Annotated in this window: 1 protein-coding gene; it reads right to left on the bottom strand. The window is 29.3% G+C overall.

Features of this window, described 5'->3' with window-relative positions; translation table 11 throughout:
• On the bottom strand, nt 1–205 hold a 205-nt coding region (locus Q1B05_RS18695; protein ID WP_299782987.1), incomplete at both ends, for a hypothetical protein.

Raw genomic sequence — 205 nt, 5'->3', positions numbered from 1 at the left:
AATACATAGTCACTATCAAAATCTTCAACTTTTAAAATTTGTTTAGGATTACACAAGCTTTGACGATATGCAATTTCTGGATCTCCATAGTCAACTTTGGTGCAATTAAAACATCCTTGTTTTTTTAATACGACATAAATTGTTCCAGATTTAAGGTCATTATTTGAAAGTTCGAGCCCACAATTGAATGAAATTGTTTTTGAAT

This window comes from uncultured Formosa sp. (assembly GCF_947500765.1).
In the GTDB taxonomy this organism is placed as follows: domain Bacteria; phylum Bacteroidota; class Bacteroidia; order Flavobacteriales; family Flavobacteriaceae; genus Formosa.
This window is presented reverse-complemented; position numbering and strand designations above follow the sequence as displayed.